The sequence below is a fragment of the Roseburia sp. TF10-5 genome, from assembly GCF_003462365.1.
Taxonomy (GTDB): domain Bacteria; phylum Bacillota; class Clostridia; order Lachnospirales; family Lachnospiraceae; genus Roseburia; species Roseburia faecis.
Window position 1 is genome coordinate 1 of record NZ_QTYW01000041.1, and the last position, 1,852, is coordinate 1,852.

Annotated in this window: 1 protein-coding gene; it reads left to right on the forward strand. The window is 39.7% G+C overall.

What is annotated here, in order from left to right; all coding sequences use genetic code 11:
• The first annotated feature begins 125 nt into the window (after positions 1-125).
• A complete protein-coding gene (locus DXD06_RS16865) occupies positions 126-1,418 on the forward strand; it encodes an IS110 family transposase (RefSeq protein ID WP_117833208.1) in 1,293 nt (430 codons plus the stop codon).
• The last annotated feature ends 434 nt before the right edge of the window (positions 1,419-1,852 follow it).

The following is a 1,852-nucleotide window of genomic DNA, read 5'->3' on the forward strand; positions in this document are numbered from 1 at the left end:
ATAGCTTCCTGTATAATTCAAAGTGTAGATGAGATGTAAGTTGATTTACAAAAATAGATACCTTAGCTAAACTGTCATTACTGACCTGCAAGTTGGTAATAAACAGAAAAGAAAGGTATCTACATATGAAGTCTACACAAAATAAGAAGATTCAGCAAGTAAAAGAAACAACATTGGTGGTTGGAATTGATGTTGGGAGCCAAAAACATTATTTCAGAGCTTTCAACTGGAGAGGAATTGAACTTACAAAGAAGCCGATCCCTTTTTCGAATTCCATGGTGGGATTTAATGCATTCTATGAAAAAGTGACACGAATAATGGAACAGAATGACCTTGAAGAGATCCTGGTTGGGTTCGAACCTACAGGTCATTACTGGTTCAACCTTGGACAGTTCCTGAGTGGCAAGAATATCAGATTTGTTATGGTGAATCCGCTTCATGTACACAGAACAAAGGAACTTGATGATAATAGCCCATCAAAGAATGATCGCAAGGATCCACGCATAATTGCGAACTTAGTTAGAGATGGAAGATATTTTTATACATATATGCCGACTGGCGTATATGCTGAGCTTAGAAATGCTTCAAATCGCAGATTTGTTCTTACAGAGGAACTCATTCGTTCCAAGAATCGTCTGCAGAAATGGATAGCGGTATATTTCCCTGAATACAAGGGAATTTACACCCATATAGACGCCAAAGGCGGATTGATGGTGCTTAAGACTGCGCCTACGCCAGAGAAAATTACAAAACTGGGTGTTGATGGTATCATCCAGATATGGAAGGATGCCAAACTCAGGGGAAATGGTCATAAGAAGGCTATGCTGATTGTTCATGCAGCAAGTCGGAGTATTGGATTGACCGAAGGACTTGAGGAAGCCCGTATGGAGATACAGGATCTTATTGAGGATTATGAACTCCAATTAAAACGTCTTGAAAAGGTTAACAGCCTTATTGAGAACTTGTGCAGACAAATCAAGTATGTTGATAAACTGCTTGAAATAAAAGGCATAGGTATAATAACAGTAGCTGGTTTTATAGCAGAAGTAGGTGATATCACGCGCTTTGATAAAGCCAAAGAACTTCAGAAACTGGCAGGATTGGAACTTGTTGCAGACAGCTCAGGAAAGCATAATGGCAAGACAAGAATAAGTAAAAGAGGACGAAAACGTCTCAGATATCTGCTTGTTCAGGCTGCAGTGTCAGTTATTGGAAAGAATGAAGAATTCCGACAGATTCATGAGTATTACACTACAAGGCATAACAATCCGTTAAAGAAGATGCAATCACTCATAGCAGTTGCATGTAAGCTTATAAGAGTATTCTATGTGATTCTTACAAAGGGAAAGAGCTATGATGCATCAAGGCTGCTTGAAGATATCAAGCGACCAGTAACTACCAAGACTAAGGCAGCGTAGTTGCATAGAACAATGAAACAACCATAATTATTGCAGGAAGCGTCCGCCGAAAGGTGCTGTAATGAGAGTGTTTGGATCAGTAATGAAAGTACAAAGAATGAGCTGGTAGCCGGCAGGAGTATTCTCCGGAGGGCATAGACCCTGATAAATAGCTGAGCTGGCACCCTGGTTATGGAAAGGCAGAACAAAGGAAGTGAGGACCCACCGCAAGGAGGATGATCCTGTTGGACATGAGAGGTAAGCTGCCATATAGGGATGGGTATACATCGAGGCCATTTAAAGCGAAAAGTGATGACGTTTTATTTGGTGTACCCATTATTACTATATATCTGCCCTGTATGAGGTATAGATCACTCCATAACCTTAGCGATATTCATTTATAGGTATCAAAAAATATTGAATTTACTGAAAAAACACTTGATTATATGGAGAGA